The sequence below is a fragment of the Pseudomonas sp. 58 R 3 genome (assembly GCF_900006605.1).
GTDB lineage: Bacteria > Pseudomonadota > Gammaproteobacteria > Pseudomonadales > Pseudomonadaceae > Aquipseudomonas > Aquipseudomonas salomonii.
Genome location: NZ_CVTT01000061.1, coordinates 201,686 through 220,172, shown reverse-complemented (window position 1 = coordinate 220,172; position 18,487 = coordinate 201,686). Strand labels below are relative to the sequence as shown.

At 61.6% G+C, this 18,487-nt stretch carries 14 protein-coding genes and 1 riboswitch; of the genes, 7 read left to right on the top strand and 7 right to left on the bottom strand.

Going from position 1 to position 18,487, the window contains the following annotated elements; all coding sequences use genetic code 11:
- Positions 1-112: 112 nt before the first annotated feature.
- Entirely contained in the window at positions 113-1,987 is a 1,875-nt protein-coding gene (locus BFP92_RS19430; protein ID WP_065930702.1) for an O-antigen ligase family protein, read from the bottom strand.
- A 159-nt stretch (positions 1,988-2,146) separates the two neighbouring features.
- Between BFP92_RS19430 and msbA the strand changes: the two genes are divergently transcribed.
- The 3 genes from msbA (at position 2,147) to BFP92_RS19415 (ending at position 6,532) form a co-directional block, all read left to right on the top strand.
- Complete coding sequence (msbA, locus tag BFP92_RS19425; RefSeq protein WP_017138499.1) at positions 2,147-3,952, top strand: lipid A export permease/ATP-binding protein MsbA; 1,806 nt, start codon at positions 2,147-2,149, stop codon at positions 3,950-3,952.
- Positions 3,953-4,179: 227 nt separating this feature from the next.
- Entirely contained in the window at positions 4,180-5,604 is a 1,425-nt protein-coding gene (hldE, locus tag BFP92_RS19420; protein ID WP_017138498.1) for a bifunctional D-glycero-beta-D-manno-heptose-7-phosphate kinase/D-glycero-beta-D-manno-heptose 1-phosphate adenylyltransferase HldE, read from the top strand.
- Positions 5,597-6,532, top strand: coding sequence for an NAD-dependent epimerase/dehydratase family protein (locus BFP92_RS19415; protein ID WP_065930701.1), 936 nt, complete (start codon positions 5,597-5,599; stop codon positions 6,530-6,532). Before hldE ends, BFP92_RS19415 begins: the two co-directional genes overlap by 8 nt.
- Before the next feature lie 72 nt (positions 6,533-6,604).
- On the opposite strand, the gene BFP92_RS19410 is transcribed toward BFP92_RS19415, so the two are convergent.
- The 4 genes from BFP92_RS19410 to BFP92_RS19395 are packed head-to-tail and all read right to left on the bottom strand — an operon-like array spanning position 6,605 to position 9,981.
- Positions 6,605-7,564, bottom strand: coding sequence for a hypothetical protein (locus BFP92_RS19410; protein WP_056860552.1), 960 nt, complete (start codon positions 7,562-7,564; stop codon positions 6,605-6,607).
- A 41-nt stretch (positions 7,565-7,605) separates the two neighbouring features.
- Positions 7,606-8,418: an aldo/keto reductase gene (locus tag BFP92_RS19405; protein ID WP_065930700.1), complete on the bottom strand. Its 813-nt coding sequence runs from the start codon at positions 8,416-8,418 to the stop codon at positions 7,606-7,608.
- Positions 8,415-9,590 (bottom strand): NAD(P)/FAD-dependent oxidoreductase, encoded by a 1,176-nt coding sequence (locus BFP92_RS19400; protein WP_065930699.1) that lies wholly within the window; start codon positions 9,588-9,590, stop codon positions 8,415-8,417. Before BFP92_RS19400 ends, BFP92_RS19405 begins: the two co-directional genes overlap by 4 nt.
- A 55-nt stretch (positions 9,591-9,645) precedes the next feature.
- Positions 9,646-9,981, bottom strand: a complete 336-nt coding sequence (locus tag BFP92_RS19395) for a DMT family transporter (RefSeq protein ID WP_017138493.1) — start codon at positions 9,979-9,981, stop codon at positions 9,646-9,648.
- Positions 9,982-10,083: 102 nt separating this feature from the next.
- On the opposite strand from BFP92_RS19395, the gene BFP92_RS19390 reads away from it, so the two are divergent.
- Entirely contained in the window at positions 10,084-10,974 is an 891-nt protein-coding gene (locus BFP92_RS19390; RefSeq protein WP_065930698.1) for a LysR family transcriptional regulator, read from the top strand.
- A 23-nt stretch (positions 10,975-10,997) separates the two neighbouring features.
- On the top strand, positions 10,998-12,275 hold the full coding sequence (gene waaA, locus BFP92_RS19385) for a lipid IV(A) 3-deoxy-D-manno-octulosonic acid transferase (protein WP_065930697.1): 1,278 nt from the start codon (positions 10,998-11,000) through the stop codon (positions 12,273-12,275).
- Positions 12,276-12,396: 121 nt separating this feature from the next.
- Here the strand turns inward: waaA and BFP92_RS19380 are convergent, their stop codons facing one another.
- Positions 12,397-13,836 carry a TolC family outer membrane protein gene (locus BFP92_RS19380; RefSeq protein WP_065930696.1) on the bottom strand — a complete coding sequence of 480 codons (1,440 nt, stop codon included), beginning with the start codon at positions 13,834-13,836 and terminating at the stop codon, positions 12,397-12,399.
- Positions 13,837-14,032: 196 nt separating this feature from the next.
- Positions 14,033-14,138: riboswitch (TPP riboswitch) on the top strand.
- 147 nt (positions 14,139-14,285) lie between these two features.
- Here BFP92_RS19380 and thiC point away from each other — a divergent pair.
- Both thiC and cytX read left to right on the top strand, forming a co-directional pair.
- Positions 14,286-16,175, top strand: a complete 1,890-nt coding sequence (thiC, locus tag BFP92_RS19375) for a phosphomethylpyrimidine synthase ThiC (protein WP_065930695.1) — start codon at positions 14,286-14,288, stop codon at positions 16,173-16,175.
- 133 nt (positions 16,176-16,308) lie between these two features.
- Positions 16,309-17,598, top strand: coding sequence for a putative hydroxymethylpyrimidine transporter CytX (gene cytX / locus BFP92_RS19370; protein WP_065930694.1), 1,290 nt, complete (start codon positions 16,309-16,311; stop codon positions 17,596-17,598).
- Here cytX and BFP92_RS19365 read toward each other — a convergent pair.
- Positions 17,567-18,313, bottom strand: a complete 747-nt coding sequence (locus tag BFP92_RS19365; RefSeq protein ID WP_065930693.1) for an RsiV family protein — start codon at positions 18,311-18,313, stop codon at positions 17,567-17,569. The two genes, cytX and BFP92_RS19365, sit on opposite strands and share 32 nt — an antisense overlap.
- Between the last annotated feature and the right edge of the window lie 174 nt (positions 18,314-18,487).

The window sequence follows — 18,487 nt, the reverse complement described above, 5'->3', positions numbered from 1 at the left end:
TGGGAGCGGGCTTGCTCGCGAATGGGCAGTGTCAGTCACCGAAGATGTCGACTGATCCACCGCATTCGCGAGCAAGCCCGCTCCCACATTTGGCCCAATACAGCCTCAGGGATCAGGTCGGCTGTGAGGCCGTCGGGCGCGTGAGTGTCAGCACCTGTTCGCGGATTTTCTGCGTGGCGTGCGGCGAAGCCACCGAGGCATAGCCCTTGGCCAATTGCTCAAAGTGCGCTTCGAACAACCAATTGCGATCCTGCGCATAGCGTTGCATATGCTTGAGGTTGCGCTGGCGCAGGGTGTTGCGCAGCGCTGATGGATAGACGCGCATATCCGCCACGTCGATCAGGCCGAACTCTCCGTCTTCCAGCAGCAATACATTGCCCAGGTGCAGGGAGCGGAAGTACACGCCGCGTTCATGCAGCTGGGCCATAAACCGGCCAAACCGTTCGATCAGCGATTCGCGCAGGCTGCTGTCCAGGCTTTGCAAGGCCTGGCGCAACGTCAGGCCCGGCAGTGGCTGGTAACGCACGGCGGTGCTGCCGTCGTGCAGGCTGTACAGGTCAAGAATCGGCGGTGACACAATGCCCAGTGCCTGCAGCTGTTCGCTGTTGCAGGCAAACCGTTCCGAATACGGATTGAATGTGCCCGAGGTGTACCAGCGTCGAGCCCTGAACAGCTTGAGGAAGCTGCCATCGCCCAGGCGCAGGACTTTGGGCCCCAGGCCATCTTCCTCGACGATATGAGCGCCTTCGCACAGGGCTTTGAATGCCTGTGGCTTGGGCGTGCTCACCGCAATGCGCAGCAGGCTATGGCGCCGCTTGGCGATGCTCAGGCCGGCGATCAGGGCGAGGGGGATCCACAGCAGGAACCAGTGCTCCTTGGGCCGCGACAGGATGCCACCGCCTTCGGTGAGCCCCGCGCCGATGCCGTAGGCCAGCAGCGAGGAGGTCAGGATAAACAGCGGCTGCGCGCGTTCCTTAAGCCCTGCGTACAGCCCGCGGCCCAGCATGAAGATCCACGGGATAAAGCCGATGATGCCGACGTAATAAAGCACGCCCAAGGCAAAGCTGTGGGGTTCGCGCAGCGGTTCAAAATCGTAGTTGGCAGGTTTCACATACAGTTCGGAGTCGTAGCTGTGGCCGAGCCATGGATGGTCGGAGATGCGGTCGAGGATGATTTGCCAGATTTCGAAGCGGAATGAGCTGCCGCGCTCGGTGATGTGTTGCGGGTAAAACAGCAGCAGGCCGGCGGCCGCCAGCACCAGGGCGGCAATCATCAGCGCCGAGCGCCGATTGCGGCTGAGCAGGCCCATCCAGAGGACGGCCATTACCAGTGCAACCAATGGTGTCCTGGAACCGGTGGCCAGAATTGCCAGGGCCATGACCGCCAGGGCCGGTGCGCTGAGCCACAGTACGCGCAAGCGTTTGGTGGTGACGCAGAGGTACAGCCAATACACGCAGAAAAAGCCGAACAGGTGGGAACTGAGCAGCGGGTTGTCCAGGGCGCCCAGGCCGCCAATCATGCGCATGCTTGGCGCAAAGCCTTTGACGAATGCCACCAGGTTCAACAGCGTCACCACCAGCGCAATCACGGCGGCACTGAAGAAGATCGGCTTGAACAGGTCATTGCGGTAATGCAGCAGCAGCCCGCAGCCGGCAAACAGCATGAACGTCTGCAGCGGGATCTTGAACAGGTTCGAGTCGCCAGTGGGCTCCGGGCTCCAGAGCACCGTGATCATGGCCCATGCGCAAAACGCCGTGAAGGCAAGCACCAGCGGCTCGAGCAGTAACTGTTTGAGTTCCCGTGGGCGCAGGCACAGCAGGAGCAAGGCCGGCAGCGCGAAGAAAATGTAGAAGCCGCGATGCATCACATTGCGATTGTTGACGAAGAACAGCGAACTCAAAAGCAACAGCAAGCCAATGGGCAAAATCCAGAGGACCAGGAAGTCGAAAACGCGATTTGTGCCGTAGGTAAGGCGCTTGGAGTGCATACAGTAAAGCCGTTCCAGAATAGAGAAAGCCGACCATGTTAAGACAGTGGCTATATAATGTCGCCCTTTGGATCCCGCCGGGCCGCGGGTTACGTCGGGTGCAAGTACAACAGAGAAGCTGTGCTAAAGTCAGCCTCCTTTTTCAAAACGCCGCGTGATATGACCGACTCCAGTCCGAGCGCAAGCCCTTCGAGCTTGAAAATATACTTCCGCCTGCTCATGTACGTTAAGCCCTACGCCGGCTTGTTCGCGTTGAGTATCGTCGGATTTCTGATTTTCGCGTCGACCCAGCCTATGCTGGGGTACATCCTCAAGTACTTTGTCGACGGCCTATCCAACCCTGACGCCGTGCTGTTCCCCAGCGTACCGTTCCTGCGTGACATGAAATTGTTGCAAGCCGTGCCGTTGCTGATCATTTTGATCGCTGCCTGGCAGGGCTTGGGTTCGTTCCTGGGCAACTACCTGCTGGCCAAGGTATCCCTGGGCCTGGTCCATGACCTGCGCGTGCAGTTGTTCAACAACCTGCTGACGCTGCCCAACCGCTACTTTGACAACCACAACTCCGGGCACCTGATTTCGCGCATCACCTTCAACGTGACCATGGTGACGGGCGCGGCCACCGATGCCATCAAGGTGGTGATCCGTGAAGGCATGACGGTGATCTTCCTGTTTGCCTCGCTGCTGTTCATGAACTGGCGCCTGACGCTGGTGATGATCGCCATCCTGCCGTTGATTGCGGTGATGGTCAGCACGGCCAGCAAGAAATTCCGCAAGCAGAGCAAGAAAATCCAGGTGGCCATGGGCGATGTGACCCACGTGGCTTCGGAAACCATCCAGGGCTATCGCGTGGTGCGCAGCTTCGGCGGTGAAGTCTACGAAGAGAAACGCTTCTTCAAGGCCAGCCAGGGCAACACCGACAAGCAACTGCGCATGACCCGCACCGGGGCCATCTACACCCCGTTGCTGCAACTGGTGATCTACACCGCCATGGCGGTGCTGATGTTCCTGGTGCTCTACCTTCGTGGTGACGCATCGGCCGGTGACATGGTGGCGTACATCACCTTGGCCGGGCTGTTGCCCAAGCCGATCCGCCAACTGTCGGAAGTCAGCTCGACCATCCAGAAAGGTGTGGCCGGTGCTGAAAGCATTTTCGAACAGCTGGACGAAGAGCAGGAAGTGGATCGCGGCAGCGTCGAGCGCGACAAGGTCAGCGGCCGTCTGGAAGTGCGTAACCTGAACTTCACTTACCCAGGCACCGAGCGCCATGTGCTCAAGGACATCACGTTCACCGCAGAGCCCGGGCAGATGATCGCCCTGGTGGGCCGTTCCGGCAGCGGCAAGTCCACACTGGCCAGCCTGATCCCGCGTTTCTACCACCACGAAAGCGGCGAGATCCTGCTCGACGGCGTAGAGGTCGAAGACTACAAGCTGCTCAACCTGCGCAAGCACATTGCCCAGGTGACCCAGCATGTCACGCTGTTCAGCGACACCGTGACCAACAACATCGCCTACGGCGACCTGGCCGGCGCGCCACGGGCCGACGTTGAAGCGGCGGCTGCGGATGCTTACGCCAAAGACTTCATCGACCAGTTGCCCAAAGGCTTCGATACCCAGGTCGGTGAGAACGGCGTGCTGCTGTCCGGCGGCCAACGTCAGCGCCTGGCAATCGCCCGGGCCTTGCTGAAGAACGCGCCGCTGCTGATTCTGGACGAGGCCACCTCGGCCCTCGACACCGAATCCGAGCGGCACATTCAGGCGGCCCTGGACAAGGTCATGCAAGGCCGCACGACCTTGGTGATTGCCCACCGCCTGTCCACCATCGAGAAGGCCGACCTGATCCTGGTGATGGACGACGGCCGGATTGTCGAGCGCGGCAGCCACGCCGAGCTGCTGGCCCAGAACGGCTACTACGCCCGCCTGCATGCCATGGGCCTGGATGCCCCGGTGCCGGCCGACATCACCTGAATTAAAGGTGTGGATGCTTAAGGTGGGAGCGGGCTTGCTCGCGAATACGGTGGATCAGTCGATATCTTCGGTGACTGACACTGCGCATTCGCGAGCAAGCCCGCTCCCACATTTGTTCCTCAGTGGATTCACTGCTGCGTCCTTCATCTTCTGTCACACCCTCCACAAGCCTCCCATAACCCTGTGCTAATATCGCGCCCCTGTTCATTTTGTATGTGGGTTGCTCCATGAAGTTGTCCATGCCGCGATTCGATCAAGCCCCTGTCTTGGTGGTCGGCGATGTCATGCTCGACCGTTACTGGCATGGCGGTACCTCACGGATTTCCCCTGAGGCACCGGTACCGGTAGTCAAGGTCGAGCAAATCGAAGACCGTCCAGGTGGCGCTGCCAACGTTGCCCTCAATATTGCCGCCCTCGGCGCCCCGGCCTCCCTGGTGGGTGTGACCGGCGACGACGAAGCCGCCGACAGCCTGGCCAACAGCCTGCGCGGTGCCGGCGTGCGTGCGCTGTTCCAGCGCATTGCCCATCAGCCGACCATCGTCAAGCTGCGGGTCATGAGCCGTCACCAGCAATTGCTGCGTATCGATTTCGAAGAACCCTTCGCCACCGACGCCCTGGCCCTCAGTGGTCAGGTCGACGCGTTGCTTGAAGGTATCAAGGTGCTGGTGTTGTCCGACTACGGCAAAGGCGCCTTGAAAAACCACCAGATGCTGATCCAGGCCGCCAAGGCCCGTGGCATTCCGGTTCTGGCCGATCCCAAGGGCAAGGACTTCTCGATTTATCGGGGCGCCAGCCTGATCACGCCAAACCTCAGCGAGTTCGAAGCCATTGTCGGCGGTTGCGCCGATGAGCATGAGCTGGTGACCAAAGGCGCGGCGCTGATGGCCGACCTCGACCTGGGCGCCTTGCTGGTCACCCGTGGCGAGCACGGCATGACCCTGCTGCGCCCGGACCACCCGGCGATGCATTTGCCCGCGCGTGCCCGTGAAGTGTTCGACGTCACCGGTGCCGGTGACACGGTCATCTCCACCCTGGCCGCCTCGATTGCGGCCGGTGAAGAACTGCCCCACGCCGTGGCCCTGGCCAACCTGGCGGCGGGCATTGTGGTCGGCAAACTGGGTACGGCGGCTATCAGCGCACCCGAGCTGCGCCGTGCGATTCAGCGCTCCGAAGGTTCGGAACGCGGCGTGCTGGGGATCGAGCAATTGCTGCTGGCCATTGACGACGCCCGTGCCCACAAAGAAAGCATCGTGTTCACCAACGGCTGCTTCGACATCCTGCATGCCGGCCACGTGACTTATCTGGAACAGGCGCGCGCCCAAGGCGACCGCCTGATCGTGGCGGTCAACGACGACGCTTCGGTGAGCCGCTTGAAAGGCCCCGGCCGGCCGATCAACAGTGTCGATCGCCGCATGGCCGTATTGGCCGGTCTTGGTGCGGTGGACTGGGTGATCAGCTTCTCTGAAGGCACCCCGGAAAACCTGCTGGCCCAGGTCAAGCCGGACGTGTTGGTCAAGGGTGGCGACTATTCTGTCGACCAGGTTGTGGGGGCCGACATCGTCAGCGCCTACGGCGGTACGGTCAAAGTGCTGGGGTTGGTTGAAAACAGCTCGACCACGGCCATTGTCGAGAAGATCCGCAACAATGAGTAATGCTCAAAAGTGGGTGTTGATCACTGGAGGTGCCGGCTTTATCGGCTCGCACCTGGTCGATGCGCTACTCGCCAAGGGCTATGCCGTGCGGGTGCTGGATGACTTGTCCACCGGCAAGCGCAGCAATCTGCCGCTGGGTAACCCCCGCGTAGAACTGATTGAAGGCAATGTCGCCAATGCCGAGCTGGTGGCGCAAGCTGCCATTGGCGCCACCGCCGTGGTGCACCTGGCCGCAGTGGCCTCAGTGCAGGCTTCGGTGGATGATCCGGTGAGCACGCACCAGAGCAATTTTGTCGGCACCCTGAATGTCTGCGAAGCCATGCGCAAGGCCGGCGTGAAGCGTGTGGTGTTTGCCTCCAGCGCGGCGGTATATGGCAACAACGGCGAGGGCGCTTCGATTGACGAAGAGACCACCAAGGCGCCGCTGACGCCTTACGCGTCGGACAAACTGGCGGGTGAGCACTATTTCGATTTCTATCGCCGCCAGCATGGCCTGGAGCCGGTGATTTTCCGTTTCTTCAACATCTTCGGGCCACGCCAGGATCCGTCATCGCCGTATTCCGGCGTGATCAGTATCTTCAGCGAACGCGTGCAGCAGGGTGTGCCGATCAGCGTGTTTGGCGACGGCGAGCAAACCCGGGATTTCATGTACGTGGAAGACCTGGTGGATGTGCTGGTCCAGGCCATCGAAGCGCCCGAAGCGCCACTGGGCGCGATCAACGTGGGATGGAACCGCACGACCACGCTCAAGCAGGTGTTGCAGGCACTGGAAGAAGTGGTGGGGCGGTTGCCGGTGATTACTTACGGGCCGGCGCGCTCGGGGGATATCCGTCATTCGCGGGCGAATAACCAGCGCTTGTTGGCGAGCTTTGCGCTGCCTGAGCCTACGCCGCTGAAGGTCGGCCTGGAGCGGCTCCTAAAGGCTTGATGCATTCCAATGTGGGAGCGGGCTTGCTCCCACATTTGGATCGCAGCACGGCAGCCCAATAAGTAGGTGCCTTTAGCCTTTGGCCTTCTTCTTCGGCACGATCTTGCGCAGCACCCGCTGCGCCAATCGCTTCAACTTCGACTCTTTCTCAGGCTCCGCCAAGCCTTGCTGACGCAGCCAATCCTTCCAGCGAATGCGCTCATCGCGTACCAGCCAGCCTTCCTGCTGGGCGAAGCTTTCCGCCAGATACAAGCCGCGTGTGCTGGCAGGATACAGCTGGTCTTTCTTGACGGTGTACAGCTCGGCCAGCGGCTGGCCGTCCTTCAGCGGCATCAGGTACAGGTCGGGCCGCTGACGGTCCAGGCGCGCCACGAGTTGGTCGCCTTCGAGGCGTTCATCCACATGGAACAGGCTCAAGGACTTGGCTTCCTTGGGGACTTCCAGGCGCAAGTCATAAATCAATTGCAGCGACGCAGTCGGCAAATGCACATACGCCCGTGGGCGCTCGATCAATTGCATAGTGGCGCAGCGCACCGGGCGGGCGGCGCCGGACAGCGGGCTCAAGCGAAACGGCAGGGCTTCACGGTAATGCAGGGCGGCGGAGTAGGGCGCGGGCAGCCAGGTGTCATTGAAGCGCCCGCCCAGCCAGCCTTCGGGTGTCTCCAGCAGGCATTCTTCGGCAATTTCCTGGATGGCGGTGTGCAGCGGCAGGTTCAGTTCGTGGGCGGGGACATAGCCGGAGATCAGCTTGAGCACCACGTCGCCACGGTCCTGGCGGCGCTGGCGCACCAGTACCCAGTAATCCTTGTTCTGCCAATGCAGGGTCAGGCGCACCGACACGCCGAGGTTGGCCAATTCCAGGGCGAAACGTTCAGAGTCTGCCACCTCCACCGGTTTGCGCCGTTGCAGGGTCTGGGCGAAGTTGAGCGGCATGCCCACGCTCTGGTAACTCAGGCCTTCGGGGGTGGCTTCGACGTGCAGCGGCAGTGTCTTGAAGTTGCTGGGGTTTTTTCTAATCAGCGTTCGCGGCATGTCGGCTCCTTCTTGCGACGGGGTCGGCCGCGTGGGCGGCGTCAGAGTTGACGAATGACTTGGGCAGCGGTCGCCACGTTGTGGGCCAGGTGCAGCGGGTTAATGGTCCCGACAATAGCACTGGCGACACCCGTTTGCGCAAACAACAGCATGAAACTGGCGCGAATTGGATCCATTCCTGGCTCAAGACACACGTGGCCGCTGGCCAGGGCCTTTTTCACCAGGATGCCTTTGCCGTGGGCGGCGGCGTAATCGATCACGGCTTTCTCGGCCTGTTCATTCAGATTGTAGGTGACCATCGCGCAATCACCTTGTTCCAGAGCCTTCACGCTACCGTCGACGGTTTTGCCGGAGAAGCCGAAACCACGAATCTTGCCCTCTTTTTTCAGCTGCGCCAGGGTCTCATACACCTCGCAATCGTTGAGGATATGCAGGTCATTGCCATCAGAGTGCACCAGCACCAGGTCGATGAAATCCGTTTCAAGTCGTTTCAAGCTGCGCTCGATGGACATCCGCGTATGCGCGGCACTGAAATCGTGATGGGACACGCCGTCGGCAAACTCTTCGCCGACCTTGCTGACAATCACCCAATCGTTGCGCTGACCGCGCAACAGCGGCCCCAGGCGTTCCTCACTGCGGCCGTAAGCCGGCGCGGTGTCGATCAGGTTGATGCCCAGCTGCCGGGCCTGGCGCAGCAACATCCGGGCTTCGTCATCATTGGGGATCTGAAAACCGTTGGGGTATTTCACCCCTTGATCACGGCCCAGCTTGACGGTGCCCAGGCCCAGCGGCGAAACCAGCAGGCCGGTGCTGCCCAGCGGGCGATGCAGGTCGTGCAGGGTTGGCAGGCTCATGGCAACAGTTGCTCCCAGGCAGGCTGGCCGAGGGCCGGTTTTGGAAATTCAGGCAGCGCGTCGCTGGCGCTTGGGCGGATGCCGTCGCGTTCGAGGGCGTTGATTACGCGATCGGCGAAGTCCGGCGCCAACGCCAGTTTGGTCGGCCAGCCCACCAGCAGGCGGTCCTGCTCGGCGAGGAAGGCGTTGTCGGGGCGGCTCAGGCCCGATTGCAGCGGCTCGGCCCGCTCGACGCGCAGGGTGGCCCATTGGGTCTGGCTCATGTCGATCCATGGCAGTAACTGCCCAAGCTCTTTTTGCGCAGTGGCGATCTGCTCTTGTGGTGTGCGGGCCACGCCATCCGCCTCGGCGATATCGCCGCCCATGTACCATACCCAATTGCCGTCGGCAGCCGGATGAGTGGTGATGGTGAGGCGCGGCTTGGTGCCGCCGCCCAGGCAGTGCGCATACAGCGGCTTGAGGCCCGGGCCTTTGGCGATGATCATATGCAGTGGCCGGGTTTGCATGGCCGGCTGGCTCAGGCCCAGCGCGCTGAGCAGGTCAGCCGTGCCGCCACCGGCACTCAGCACGATGCGCTGGGCGCGGATCTCGCGGCCATCGACCTTCAGGCCCACCAGCGTGTCGCCTTCCAGCAGCGGTTCGATATGTTGCCCGGCGAGCAGGCCGTCGCCGGCCAGTTGCGCCAGGCGCTCGATCAGGCTGGGCACATCGATGACCAGTTCGGCCAGGCGATAGACCTTGCCCTTGAAGCGCCGGTCTTGCAGGGCAGGCGGCAATTCGTCACCTTTTACCTGATCGACGCGGCCACGCACGGCTTTACTGGCGAAGAAGCTGGTGAGGTTGCCGGCGATCGTGCCGGGCGACCACAGGTAATGGGCTTCTGAGAGCAAGCGCACGCCGGTCAGGTCCAGCTCGCCGTTACCCGCCAGGGCTTCGCGCCAGCGGCGCGGCATGTCGGCAATGGCTTCGGACGCACCGGTGAGGGCGCCGTGCAGGGCGTATTTCGCGCCGCCGTGGATGATCCCCTGGGACTTCACGCTTTGCCCGCCGCCCAAGGTAGCGCTTTCCACCACCACCGTGGAAAACCCCTGGCGGCGCAGGCGTGCGTTAAGCCAGAGGCCGGCAACCCCGGCGCCGACAATCAGAACGTCGGTGGAAATAACGGATGGCATCGGCGACCTCAGTGTTCAAGACAAGAGGCGTAGTATACAGGCTGTTACGTGGCGGTCAGTGCCCGGCGGTTTTCGAGAACAGCTGAATCACCACCACGCCCAGCACAATCAGGCCCATGCCCAGCATGGCCGGTACATCCAGCTTCTGCCCGTAGATAAACAGCGCGGCGATACTGACCATTACAATGCCCAACCCGGCCCAGACCGCGTAGGCAATGCCCACCGGCACCGTGCGCACCACCAGCGTGAGCATCCAGAAGGCCACGCCATACCCCACAATCATCAGCAGCAGCGGGATGGGTGTGCTCAAGCCTTTGACGGCTTTCATGGAAACGGTGGCGATCACTTCCGAGCAGATGGCAATGGCCAGGTAAACGTAGGCAACATTCATGGTGAATCCTCGGTGTGATACGGGCTTGATTAGGTGCGCATTTTAACCCTTCGCGAGATGAGATAAAGTCATTACCTATCCGATTTAAAGATGGGTTGAGTCATGAGTGTGCAATGGAACCTGGAACAGATGCGCCTGTTTGTCAGCGTCGCCGAGCAGCGCTCGTTTTCGGCGGTGGCGCGTGGGCAGCGCAAGGCGCAATCGGCAGTGAGCAATGGGATCGCCCTGCTGGAAGCGGACTTGGGTTTGAGCCTGTTCGAGCGCAGCAGCGGCCGTCAGCCCCGCCTGACTGAAGCCGGCAGTGTATTGCTGGAAGAGGCGCGCGAGGTGCTGCGCCAATGTGAACGGCTCAATGGAAGGGCGTTGTCACTGACCCGTGGTGAAGAAGCCTGCCTGCGCCTGGCCCAGGATGAAGCCATGCTGTTCCAGCCGGTGCTCGACAGCCTTGAGGCGCTGGCCCGGCAATACCCGCTGCTGGAAGTGCAACTGTCCAGCGCCGCGCAAGGCGATGTGGCGCGCAAGCTGGTGGAGCGCAAGGCCGACCTGGGTTTGCTGTTCTATCACGACCAAATCCCCGAAGCGCTTGAGCGGCGCGTGGTGGGTAGTGTGGAAATGGTCACGGTGTGCGGCGTGAATCATCCGCTGGCCCAGGACCAATACGTGACCTGCCAGCGCCTGGCGCAGTTTCGCCAATTGCTGATGTCGACCCAGACCAGCGTGTACCCCGGCAGCGAAGCCGCGAGCCCCTTGGTGTGGCGTGCCGACAGCTTCTACGTATTGGCCGAATGGCTGATGAGTGGCCTGGGCTGGGCCTGGCTCCCTCGGCACATCGTGCAGTACCCGGCCTATCAACAGCAGATGGTCGAGCTGGACAGCGAATGGACGCCGCCGGCGCTGGTAGTGGAGTTGGTCTGGCGCCGCGATGAGCACCTGGGCCCGGCCGCGCGCTTCCTGACCGAGCGATTTGCCGAGTGCTTGCAGGCGATCGACTGAAAAAGCCGATAAACTCCGCCGCCATGAATAGAACTCTCTACAGCTGTCTGTTTTACCTGGCGCTGCCGTTGGTGGCTTTACGTCTGTGGCTGCGTGCGCGCAAGGCGCCGGCGTATGCAAAACGTATCGGCGAGCGGTTTTCCTATGGCTTGCCGGTGGTGCGACCGGGGGGGATCTGGGTGCATGCGGTGTCGGTGGGCGAAAGCATTGCCGCCGCACCGATGATTCGCGGGCTGATGGAGCGCCACCCGACGCTGCCGATCACCGTCACCTGCATGACGCCCACCGGCTCGGAGCGTATCCGGGCGCTGTTCGCCAATGAACCGCGCATTCAGCACTGCTACTTGCCCTATGACTTGCCTTGCGCCGCCAAGCGTTTTCTTGATCGTGTACAGCCCAGGCTCGCCGTGATCATGGAAACCGAGCTGTGGCCCAACCACATCCATGCCTGCGCTCAACGCGGTATTCCGGTAGCGCTGGCCAATGCGCGACTGTCGGCACGTTCGGCCAAAGGTTATGCGCGCTTCTCCAAGCTGACCACGCCGATGTTGGCCGAGATGAGCCTGTTTGCGGTGCAGACCAAAACCGAAGCCCAGCGTTTTTTGAGCCTGGGCGCACGCCCGGAAACTGTCGAAGTCACCGGCTCGATCAAGTTCGACCTGACCATCGACCCTCAGTTACCGGTACGCGCCGCCGCCTTGCGCGAGCAATGGGGCGCCACCGAGCGCCCGGTGTGGATCGCCGCCAGTACCCACGAAGGCGAGGATGAAGTGGTGCTCGCCGCCCATCGCCAACTGCTCGAAAGCTACCCCAATGCGCTGCTGATTCTGGTGCCGCGTCATCAGGAGCGCTTCGGCCCGGTGTTCGAGTTGTGCGGGCAACAAGGCTTTGCCACGGTGCGCCGCTCCAGCGCTGAGCCGGTGACGGCGCAGACCTCCGTGCTGCTCGGCGATACCATGGGCGAGCTGCTGTTCCTTTATGCGCTGGCCGACAGCGCCTTCGTTGGCGGCAGCCTGGTGCCCACCGGCGGCCACAACCCACTGGAGCCGGCGGCGCTGGCCAAGCCTGTGATCATGGGGCCGCACCTGTTCAACTTCCTCGAAATCAGCGCGATGATGCGTGAAGCCGGGGCGTTGCGTGAGGTGGATGATGCGCAAGGATTGGCCGAAGCTGTGCGGCAGTTGTTCGAACTGCCGCAGGATGCGCGCAAGATGGCAGAGGCAGGATTGAAGGTGATGCAGGCCAACCAGGGCGCGCTCAAGCGCTTACTGGATGGTTTGGACAAACTGCTCAATCACTGAACCAACACGGACCAAAATGTGGGAGCTGGCTTGCCTGCGATAGCATCAACTGGGCATGTCTGATGTACCGAGTTGCCTGCATCGCAGGCAAGCCAGCTCCCACATTGGTTTTGCTGTGTTGTTAATACCCGGGGCGGGCTTTGAGCTGCTCGGCGGCGGCCTTGGCCAGATCCGGCGGCAGGAAATCCTTGTCCGGGTTGTAATCAGCCTTGAGGTAGCGCGTCAGGTCCTGCAAATCCCCTGGGCTGAGGGTTCCCGCCGCCTGCTTCAAGCGCAGGTTGTCGAGAATGTAGTCGTAGCGGCTGTTGTTGTAGTTGCGAACCGACGAGTACAGCTGGCGCTGCGAGTCCAGCACATCGACGATATTGCGCGTACCCACCTGATAACCGATTTCCGTGGCTTCCACCGCGCTCTGGTTGGAGATGATTGACTGGCGGCGCGCCTGTACCTGCTCCACATCGGTGTTCACCGCGCGGTGCAGGTTGCGGGTGTTTTCCACCACCTGACGGCGCAGGCCTTCGCGTTGCTGTTCGGTCTGGTCGAGGCGTGAATAGGATTCGCGCACCTGCGAGCTGGTCAAACCGCCGCTGTAGATCGGGATATTCAGGCGCAGGCCGATGGTGCGCTGGGACACATCACCGCCGTACGGCACGGGCAACTGGTTCGGGTTGCTGAAACCCAGCGCGTCGTTGTCGCCTTTCTCGTATTGCGCCACGGCGTCGAGGGTCGGCAGGTGGCCGGCCTTGCGCTGGCGCAGGGTTTCTTCGGCAGCGGTCACGGCGTAGTTGCTGGCCAGCAAGTTCAGGTTTTGGCGGCCGGCGGTTTCAACCCAGGACTTGGCGTCGTTCGGCGCCGGTGGCAGCACCGGCAGCGTGTGCACGATGCCCTGGATCGCATTGTACTGACGGTTGGTCAGGGTGATCAGCGCTTCAAAGGCGTCGTCCACCTGGCGCTGGGCGACGATGCGGTTGGCGCGGGCGGTGTCGTAGCTGGCCTGGGATTGCAGCACGTCGGTCTTGTCCGACAGGCCCACATCAAAGCGTTCGTTGGACTGGTCGAGCTGGCGCTTGAAGGCGTTTTCTTCGGCCTTGGTCGAGGCCAGGTTGTCCTGGGCGCGCAGCACGGCAAAGTAGCTTTCGGCGCTTTGCAGGATCAGGTTCTGTTCGGTGGCCGAGAGTTGCAGCGCGGCCTGCTCGTTAACCGCTTCGGCGGCTTGCAGCTGGAACCAGCGATCAGCGCGGAACAGCGGCTGGCTCAAGGTTGCGCGCCAGGAATGCGCGTCACGGTTGACGGTGGCTGCCGGCTGGTCGATCTGGGTGCGCACGTTATTGCTGTCGGCACCAGCCGACAGGTTCGGCAGCAAGCCGGCGCGGGCCTGGGGCACCACTTCTTTTTGCGCGCCGTATTGCGCACGGGCGGCGGCCAGGTCGGCGTTGTTGTTCACCGCTTCCTGGTAGACGCTGACCAAGTCGGTTTTGGCGGACAAGGGCGCTTCAGCTGCCCAGACCATTCCATTGGTCGCACAAGACACGGCAAGAGCCAGTGAGAGTTTGCGCAGCATGAGGCGATCCCTAGTGTGAATATTACGGCTGTAATTAAGCGCCCAAGGCTAAGGCTGGCCATTCCTGGCGTCAAGCATTGTGACGACGCCCGAGTGTAGTGGCGCTGACCCCGCGCAACAATCCCGCAATCACGCCATTCATCACGCTGAATACACGGCTATTGGCAATTTGCCCACGCCATGGTCTAGACTGGCCGCGTTCTTGTCGGGGTGCCTTGTTGGAAGGCTGAGATCGGTAAATACCGGATCCCGTTGAACCTGATCAGGTTAACGCCTGCGTAGGGAACAAGATTTCTCGTCACCCGGCGAGTCCTCTTGTGCTTCGTCCGGGATGTTGTTCGACAATCGAACAGCCCTCGTGCCTTGCACAGCACTGGTTTCAGTGCGTCCATCCGTCACAGGTTCGCTCCGACAAAAATCCACCGCCTGGATAAGTTGGAGAGCCCGTGATGACTACAAAACCAAAAAATACCGTGCACCTGAGTGAATCGGCCAAGGTCGACGCAGGTTCCGTGCAGCCGTTTACCCGCTCGCAGAAAATCTACGTACAAGGCACCCGCCCGGACATCCGTGTGCCGATGCGCGAAATCAGCCTGGACGTGACCCCCACCGATTTCGGCGGTGAAATCAACGCGCCGGTAGTGGTTTACGATACCTCCGGCCCGTACACCGACCCCAATGTCATCATCGACGTGCGTAAAGGTCTGGGCGATGTGCGTTCGCCATGGATCGAAGTGCGTGGCGACACCGAGCGCCTGCCCGGCCTGAGTTCGCACTTCGGCCAACAGCGCCTCAGCGATGCCGAACTCACCGCGCTGCGCTTCGCCCACGTGAAGAACCCGCGTCGCGCCAGGGCCGGCGCCAACGTGACGCAAATGCATTACGCGCGTAAAGGCATCATCACCGCCGAAATGGAATACGTCGCCATCCGCGAAAACATGAAGCTTGAAGAGGCCCGTGCCAGTGGCCTGCTCGACCAGCAGCACGCCGGTCACAGCTTCGGCGCCAGCGTGCCGAAAATCATCACGCCTGAGTTTGTGCGCGAAGAAATCGCCCGTGGCCGCGCGATTATCCCGGCCAACATCAACCACACCGAACTGGAACCGATGATCATCGGCCGTAACTTCCTGGTGAAGATCAACGGCAATATCGGCAACAGTGCGTTGGGTTCGTCCATTGAAGAAGAAGTGGCGAAACTGACCTGGGGCATCCGCTGGGGTTCGGACACGGTGATGGACCTGTCCACTGGCAAGCATATCCACGAAACCCGCGAGTGGATCATCCGCAACTCGCCGGTGCCGATCGGCACCGTGCCGATCTATCAAGCCCTGGAAAAAGTCGGCGGCGCCGCCGAAGACCTGACGTGGGAGCTGTTTCGCGACACCCTCATCGAACAGGCCGAGCAGGGCGTCGACTACTTCACCATCCATGCCGGCGTACTGCTGCGCTATGTGCCGCTGACTGCCAAGCGCGTGACCGGCATCGTGTCCCGTGGCGGTTCGATCATGGCCAAGTGGTGCCTGGCGCACCACAAAGAGAACTTCACCTACACGCATTTCGACGAAATTTGCGAAATCATGAAGGCCTATGACGTCAGCTTCTCTCTCGGCGACGGCCTGCGCCCTGGCTCTATTGCGGACGCTAACGATGCAGCGCAATTCGGCGAGCTGGAAACCCTTGGCGAATTGACCAAAATCGCCTGGAAACACGACGTGCAAACCATGATCGAAGGCCCCGGCCACGTGCCGATGCAATTGATCAAGGAGAACATGGACAAGCAGCTCGAATGCTGCGACGAGGCGCCGTTCTACACCCTCGGCCCACTGACCACCGACATTGCGCCAGGCTACGACCACATCACCTCGGGCATCGGTGCGGCGATGATCGGCTGGTTCGGCTGCGCCATGCTCTGCTACGTCACGCCCAAGGAACACCTGGGCTTGCCGAACAAGGATGATGTAAAAACCGGGATCATCACCTACAAGATCGCCGCCCATGCTGCGGATTTGGCCAAAGGGCATCCGGGCGCGCAGATTCGCGACAATGCCTTGAGCAAGGCGCGCTTCGAGTTCCGTTGGGAAGACCAGTTCAACCTCGGCCTGGACCCGGACACGGCGCGCGCTTATCACGACGAAACCTTGCCGAAAGATTCGGCCAAGGTCGCGCATTTCTGTTCGATGTGCGGGCCCAAATTCTGCTCGATGAAAATCACCCAGGAAGTCCGCGAGTACGCCGCCAATCAGCGCATTGAAGCGGTGGATGTGGACGTGGCCAAGGGCCTGGCCGAGCAGGCGCAGCGGTTCAAGCAGGAAGGCAGTCAGCTGTACAAGAAGGTCTGACACCCACGATCGTTCCCGCGCTCTTGGGAATGCATCCCGTGACGCTCTGCGTCACAAAGGCGGACGCAGAGCGTCCTTAGCGGCATTCCCACGCAGAGCGTGGGAACGATCATGTCCCTCAGAGATAACACCCTTGAGCATTCAACCGAGTACTTACTCCCCTGAAACCGCGGTGCCCGCTGACAAGCGCGTGTTCGGCGCCCGCGACCTGTTCTCCCTGTGGTTCTCCCTCGGCATCGGCCTGATGGTCCTGCAAACCGGCGCCTTGCTCGCGCCGGGCCTGGGCTTGTCCGGCTCGTTGCTGGCGATTTTCCTCGGCACGCTGGTCGGCGTAGTGCTGCTGGCTGCCGTCGGTGTGATCGGCAGCGATACCGGCCTGTCGGCCATGGCCGCGCTCAAACTCAGCCTCGGCAGCAAGGGCGCGAGCCTGCCGGCACTGCTGAACCTGCTGCAATTGATTGGCTGGGGCTCGTTCGAGATCATCGTGATGCGCGACGCCGCCAGTTTGCTCGGCACGCGCGCGTTCAGCGAGGGCAGCCTGCTCGCCAGCCCATTGCTGTGGACCCTGTTTTTCGGTGGCTTGGCGACCTTGCTGGCAGTCAGCGGCCCTTTGACGTTTGTGCGGCAAATCCTGCGTAAATGGGGCATTTGGCTGCTGCTCGCCGCCTGCCTGTGGCTGACCTGGAACCTGTTCGCCAAGGCCGACCTCGCGGGGTTGTGGGCCAAGTCCGGCGATGGCTCGATGCCGTTTGCGGTGGGCTTTGATATCGCCATCGCCATGCCGCTTTCGTGGTTGCCACTGATCGCCGATTACTCACGTTTCGGCCAGCGCGCCAAAAGCGTGTTCGGCGGGACGGCGTTGGGCTTCTTTATCGGTAATTTCTGGCTGATGAGCCTGGGCGTGGCCTACACCCTGGCGTTTGCGCCCAGCGGTGAGGTCAATGCGCTGTTGCTGGCGCTGGCCGGTGCCGGCTTGGGCATTCCGCTGCTGCTGATTCTGTTGGACGAGTCGGAAAACGCCTTTGCCGATATTCACTCGGCGGCGGTGTCCAGCGGTATGTTGCTGCGCTTGAAGGTCGAGCACCTGGCCTTGGCCATCGGTGTGATCTGCACCTTGATCGCCTGCCTGGCGCCGTTGGCGCAGTATCAGAACTTCCTGCTGCTGATCGGCTCGGTGTTTGCGCCGCTGTTCGGCGTGGTGCTGGTGGATCACTTTATCCTGCGCCGGCGTGGCCAGGGCAGGGTTGCCAACCTGCATTGGCCGGCGCTGGTGGCCTGGCTGGGTGGCATCGCCACCTATCACGTGCTGGCCAACCTGTATCCGGATATCGGCGCAACCCTGCCGGCACTGGTACTGGCAGGGTTGTTACAGCTGGTGCTGGGGCGTGCGGTCAGTGGCGCGCCGGCATCAGCTCAGGCTTGAGCACGCCGGTGAGGCGCGCATAGGGGATGGTCATTTCGATCAGCCCCAGTGCGTAAGGGGCGATGGTGCTCACGTTGTACTTGAGCACCACACCGGCGCTGGTCAGGGCCACGTTCGGGGTTTTCTGGAACGGCCAGCTCTTCACAAACTCCGGGTCGCGGTCCATCTGCGAATTGATCAACCAGCTGTTGTGGGCGACTTTCGCGGTGTTCCAGAACGCCTGTTCCTGGCCCGGCAGCAGCATGTCGGCCAGGCTCAGCTCTTTGTGCAGCAGGCGTGAATAGTTGATGAAACCGCGGCCGGGCGCGCCGTGGGCGGTGCCGGTATCCAGGTAACTGGACACTTCAACGATCACCAGTCCGTCATGCTGCTCACGTACCTTGGCTTGCAAGTACATGCTGTTGCGGTTCGGCGACTCACGCAGGAACTTGTCGCGGTAGGCATTCAGGGTCGGCGGCACGCTGGCGCCGGGCGTGGTGCGGGTCATTTGCAGCAGGCGTTGCTCAACAATGCTGTCCAGCTGCGGCTCGCTGGGGAAGTGCACGGTGTCGATGTTCACCAGCGGGCATTCCGGGCTGTTGCAGCCGGGTTTGATCTGTTCGGAAGTGTCCGGCCTGGTGTCCAGGGGCTTGAGGTAGCTGGGCTGGAACAGGCTCTGGCAAGCGCCCAGAGTCAAGGCAATACAGGCCACGGAGGCGATTTTTAAAAGCGACATGTGCGTCCTTCGGAAATCGATGGAAAGCGAAAAAGAGTAGCGCTTCGACTGCGAACAAAGCCGTCAGTTCGCCACTAAGCTGATTAGAGTGAGTTTGACGCTCGCCGTCTATCCCGGCAACCGGAAAGGGGCTGCATCAAGAGCCATGGGCGCGTTAGGATGGCGCGAATTGCA

What these genes read in the sequence shown, in the direction of transcription:
- BFP92_RS19430 (WP_065930702.1), bottom strand. Translation starts at nt 1,987, where the DNA reads ATGCACTCCAAGCGCCTTACCTACGGCACAAATCGCGTTTTCGACTTC.
- msbA (WP_017138499.1), top strand. Translation starts at nt 2,147, where the DNA reads ATGACCGACTCCAGTCCGAGCGCAAGCCCTTCGAGCTTGAAAATATAC.
- hldE (WP_017138498.1), top strand. Translation starts at nt 4,180, where the DNA reads ATGAAGTTGTCCATGCCGCGATTCGATCAAGCCCCTGTCTTGGTGGTC.
- BFP92_RS19415 (WP_065930701.1), top strand. Translation starts at nt 5,597, where the DNA reads ATGAGTAATGCTCAAAAGTGGGTGTTGATCACTGGAGGTGCCGGCTTT.
- BFP92_RS19410 (WP_056860552.1), bottom strand. Translation starts at nt 7,564, where the DNA reads ATGCCGCGAACGCTGATTAGAAAAAACCCCAGCAACTTCAAGACACTG.
- BFP92_RS19405 (WP_065930700.1), bottom strand. Translation starts at nt 8,418, where the DNA reads ATGAGCCTGCCAACCCTGCACGACCTGCATCGCCCGCTGGGCAGCACC.
- BFP92_RS19400 (WP_065930699.1), bottom strand. Translation starts at nt 9,590, where the DNA reads ATGCCATCCGTTATTTCCACCGACGTTCTGATTGTCGGCGCCGGGGTT.
- BFP92_RS19395 (WP_017138493.1), bottom strand. Translation starts at nt 9,981, where the DNA reads ATGAATGTTGCCTACGTTTACCTGGCCATTGCCATCTGCTCGGAAGTG.
- BFP92_RS19390 (WP_065930698.1), top strand. Translation starts at nt 10,084, where the DNA reads ATGAGTGTGCAATGGAACCTGGAACAGATGCGCCTGTTTGTCAGCGTC.
- waaA (WP_065930697.1), top strand. Translation starts at nt 10,998, where the DNA reads ATGAATAGAACTCTCTACAGCTGTCTGTTTTACCTGGCGCTGCCGTTG.
- BFP92_RS19380 (WP_065930696.1), bottom strand. Translation starts at nt 13,836, where the DNA reads ATGCTGCGCAAACTCTCACTGGCTCTTGCCGTGTCTTGTGCGACCAAT.
- thiC (WP_065930695.1), top strand. Translation starts at nt 14,286, where the DNA reads ATGACTACAAAACCAAAAAATACCGTGCACCTGAGTGAATCGGCCAAG.
- BFP92_RS19365 (WP_065930693.1), bottom strand. Translation starts at nt 18,313, where the DNA reads ATGTCGCTTTTAAAAATCGCCTCCGTGGCCTGTATTGCCTTGACTCTG.